Genomic DNA, 3,640 nt, shown 5'->3' with positions numbered 1-3,640 from the left:
GCCCGCCACGGCGACCGGCAGCTCGGACCTCGTGGCCTACCGGGTGGTGCAGGAGGCGCTGACCAACGCGCTCAACTACGACCACGGCGGCCGGACCTCGGTCCGCGTCTCGCACGGCGAGAGCGCGATCACGGTACGGGTGGACTCCGACGGTTCCGGCACGGGGAGCGCGTCGGCCGGCGGGAGCGGCCGGGGGCTGGCCGGTCTGCGGGAGCGGGTCGGTGTCCTCGGCGGCGAGTTCAGCGCGGACCGCGGACCGGACGGCGCGTTCGTGGTCCGCGCCCGGATCCCGGCGGGGAACGGCTCATGAGCGCCCCGATCAGGGTCCTGATCTGCGACGACCAGGCGATGATCCGCGCCGGACTGGCGACGATCGTCGACGCGCAGCCCGATCTGGAGGTCGCGGGCCAGTGCGGCGACGGACGGTCCGCGGTGCGCCTCGCGGCCGAACTGCGGCCCGACGTCGTCGTGATGGACGTGCGCATGCCGGTCCTGGACGGGATCGAGGCGACCCGGCTGCTGGCCGGGACCGGCGTCGAGCACCCCGTGAAGGTGCTCGTGGTGACGACGTTCAACCTGGACGAGTACGTGTACGAGGCGCTGCGCGCGGGCGCGAGCGGGTTCCTGCTCAAGGACGCGCCGCCCGACCGGCTGCTGCACGGGATCCGGACGGTGGCGAACGGTCAGGCGCTCCTCGACCCCGAGGTCACGCGCCGTCTGGTGGGCCGGTACGCGGCGCGGATCCGGCCGGCCGCGGGCGCGCCGCAGGACCTCCCGCTGACGCCGCGCGAGCGGGAGGTCCTGCGTCTGATCGCGGACGGTCTCTCGAACAGCGAGATCGCGGCCGCCCTGGTCATCAGCCGCGAGACCGTCAAGACCTTCGTGTCCCGCATCCTCACGAAGCTCGGTCTGCGCGACCGCGTCCAGGCGGTCGTCTTCGCCTACCGGCACGGGCTGGTGCCCTGACGCCGCCCCGGTCGCCGTCCGGTGGAGCGTGCCGGGGCCGGGAGCGGTTCACGGGGCGAGCCCCCGCACCGCGAGCACGCGGCGTTCGACGGGCGCGAAGAGGAGCCACTCCACCGCGACGCCGATCGTCAGGATGACGGCGACGGCGGCGAGGACGAGGGCCAGGTCGTCCTGCTGTCTGCCCTCGTCGAGGATGCGGCCGACCCCGGGCAGCGGCACCGAGGTGACGAGTTCCGCCGTCATCAGGGCGCGCCAGCCGAAGGTCCAGCCCTGCCTGAGGGCGGCGACGATGCCCGGCAGGGCGGCCGGTCCGCGGACGTGGAGGACGCGGTCCAGGCCTCCCGAGCCGAGCGACCACGCGGCGCGGGTGAGCAGGGGCGGCACCTGGTCGAGGGCGTTCGCCACGCCCACGGCGATCGAGGGCACCGCGCCGAGCAGCAGGACCGCGTAGACGGCCCGTTCGCTCTCGCCCAGCCCCACGACGGCCACGGGCACGAGTGCCGCGGCGGGCAGCGACTGGAGGGCCGAGAGGACCGGTCTGACGAGCCGGGCCAGGGCGCTCCATGGCCGGGGGCGCACGGTGAGCAGGACGCCCAGGGGGACACCCACGAGGGCCGAGGCCCCGAACCCGTACAGGCAGCGCAGCAGGCTGTGGCCGACCGCGGGGAGCAGCGTGCCGTGCGACCAGAGTCCGGCGAGCGTCGTCAGGACGTCCCGCACACCGCCTCCTCCGTCGCGGCCGCACCCGCGTGCCGGTGTCCGGGCGCGAGCTCCCGGTGCAGGCGCCGCGTGATCTCCCGTGCCGCGGCCGTCACCGCGGGGTCCTCCGGGTGGCGGGGGTAGGGGATCGCGGTGTCCCAGGTGTGGGCGATGCGGCCGGGGCGCGCCGCCATCAGGACGACGCGCTGTCCGAGCCGCACGGCCTCGTGCACGTCGTGCGTGACGAAGAGGACGGTCGGACGGCGCGTGGTCCACACCCGGGTCAGTTCGTCGTGGAGGACGTCGCGGGTGACGGCGTCGAGCGCCGCGAACGGTTCGTCCATCAGCAGGACGTCGCTGCCCCGGGCGAGCGCGCGGGCCAGCGCGACGCGCTGCCGCATGCCGCCGGACAGCTCGTGGACGCGGCGCCCGTACGCCTGCGGCAGGCGTACCAGGTCCAGCAACTCCTGCGACCGTGCGCGCAGTTCGCTCTTCGGCGTGCCGGTGCGGCGCAGGGCGAACTCGATGTTCCGGCCCGCCGTGAGCCAGGGGAACAGGGCGTGTTCCTGGAACATGAGCGAGGGACGTCCGCCCGGCACGTGCACCGTGCCGGAGACAGGGGTGTCGAGCCCGGCGATCACGTTGAGGAGCGTCGACTTGCCGCAGCCCGATCCGCCGACCACGCACACGAACGCACCGCGTTCCAGCGTCAGGTTCACGCCGTCGAGGACCGTGGTGCCGCCGAGGGTGTGCGTGACACCCGTGAGCCGGACCGCGTCGGCGCCCGTCATGAGCGTCCTGCGTCGTCGGCCGGGGTCACCATGCCCGCGGTGAGGGTCGCCCCGTCCGCCGGGTCGACGAGCAGGAACGCCCCGGTGCGGCGCACGTCGGCGTAGAGGTCCACCGTCAGCGGCTCGGCGGTGCGCACGGTGATCCGGCCGAGGTCGTTGGCGTGCAGTGCGTCCCGCCCCGCCAGGTCCTCGACCACGGCCCGCACCGTGCGGGTGGTGTGCCGCACCAGCACGCGGCTGCCCACGGTCAGCGGCCGGTCCGCGAGGTGGCAGACGTCGGCGTGCACCTGCCGGGTGACGGTGGGCGGCTCGGCGCCGGTCGCGAGCAGGTCTCCGCGGGCCACGTCCAGTTCGTCGGCGAGCCGTACCGTGAGCGAGGTGCCCGGGCCGACGGCGGTCGCGGGTGTGCCGAGAACGTCGAGCGCCTCGATCGTGGACGTACGACCGCCGGGGTGGACGACGACGGGGTCGCCGACCCGCAGTGTGCCGGAGACGAGCTGCCCCGCGTAGTACCGGCGCCCACCGTGCCGGATGACGTGCTGGACCGGGAACCGGGACGGTGCACCCGCCGGTGCCGCCGCCACCGGGACGGTCTCCAGATGCTCGAGGAGCGTCGGTCCCGTGTACCAGTCGAGGGGGCCGTCGCCGCGGGTCACCACATTGTCGCCGTGGAGTGCGGACACCGGGACGGCCGTGAGGTCCGCGGACCCGGGCCCGGCGGCCGACCGCGCGAACTCGTCGACGATCGCGGCGAACCGGTCCTGGTCGTGGCCGACGAGGTCCATCTTGTTGACCGCGAGGACCAGGTGCGGGACGCGCAGCAGCGCGGCCACGGCGGCGTGCCGCCGGGTCTGGTCGACGACGCCCTTGCGGGCGTCCACGAGGACCACGGCGAGGTCGGCGGTCGAGGCGCCGGTGACCATGTTCCGGGTGTACTGCACGTGCCCCGGGGTGTCCGCGAGGATGAACCTCCTGCGCGGTGTGGCGAAGTAGCGGTGGGCGACGTCGATCGTGATGCCCTGCTCGCGTTCGGCGCGCAGGCCGTCGGTGAGCAGGGCCAGGTCGGGTGCGTCCCCGGACGAGGCCCGCGCGACCGCCTCCAGCTGGTCGGCGAGGACGGACCTCGAGTCGTGCAGCAGCCGGCCCACGAGCGTGGACTTGCCGTCGTCGACGGAGCCGGCGGT

5 protein-coding genes are annotated in these 3,640 nt (G+C 74.7%); 2 read left to right on the top strand and 3 right to left on the bottom strand.

The features are described 5' to 3' along the window. Together GTW43_RS25175 and GTW43_RS25170 are read left to right on the top strand one after the other, a co-directional pair. A partial coding sequence (locus GTW43_RS25175; protein ID WP_343246109.1) for an ATP-binding protein occupies positions 1-310 on the top strand: 310 nt, incomplete at its 5' end. After that, positions 307-966 carry a response regulator transcription factor gene (locus GTW43_RS25170; protein ID WP_161304298.1) on the top strand — a complete coding sequence of 220 codons (660 nt, stop codon included), beginning with the start codon at positions 307-309 and terminating at the stop codon, positions 964-966. The genes GTW43_RS25175 and GTW43_RS25170, both read left to right, overlap by 4 nt. A 48-nt stretch (positions 967-1,014) precedes the next feature. Here the strand turns inward: GTW43_RS25170 and GTW43_RS25165 are convergent, their stop codons facing one another. The 3 genes from GTW43_RS25165 to GTW43_RS25155 form a co-directional block, all read right to left on the bottom strand. Then, on the bottom strand, positions 1,015-1,686 hold the full coding sequence (locus GTW43_RS25165; RefSeq protein ID WP_161304297.1) for an ABC transporter permease subunit: 672 nt from the start codon (positions 1,684-1,686) through the stop codon (positions 1,015-1,017). Continuing rightward, positions 1,671-2,456, bottom strand: a complete 786-nt coding sequence (locus GTW43_RS25160; RefSeq protein ID WP_161304296.1) for an ABC transporter ATP-binding protein — start codon at positions 2,454-2,456, stop codon at positions 1,671-1,673. Before GTW43_RS25160 ends, GTW43_RS25165 begins: the two co-directional genes overlap by 16 nt. Next, a partial coding sequence (locus tag GTW43_RS25155) for a GTP-binding protein (protein WP_161304295.1) occupies positions 2,453-3,640 on the bottom strand: 1,188 nt, incomplete at its 5' end. The genes GTW43_RS25155 and GTW43_RS25160, both read right to left, overlap by 4 nt.

Source organism: Streptomyces sp. SID5785 (genome assembly GCF_009870065.1).
GTDB lineage: Bacteria > Actinomycetota > Actinomycetes > Streptomycetales > Streptomycetaceae > Streptomyces.
Note: the sequence above shows the minus strand (reverse complement) of the source record. Positions and strands in the feature narration are given on the sequence as shown.

Bases quoted from the DNA above. Each gene is read 5' to 3' on its own strand.
- GTW43_RS25170 (WP_161304298.1), top strand. From the start codon at position 307: ATGAGCGCCCCGATCAGGGTCCTGATCTGCGACGACCAGGCGATGATC.
- GTW43_RS25160 (WP_161304296.1), bottom strand. From the start codon at position 2,456: ATGACGGGCGCCGACGCGGTCCGGCTCACGGGTGTCACGCACACCCTC.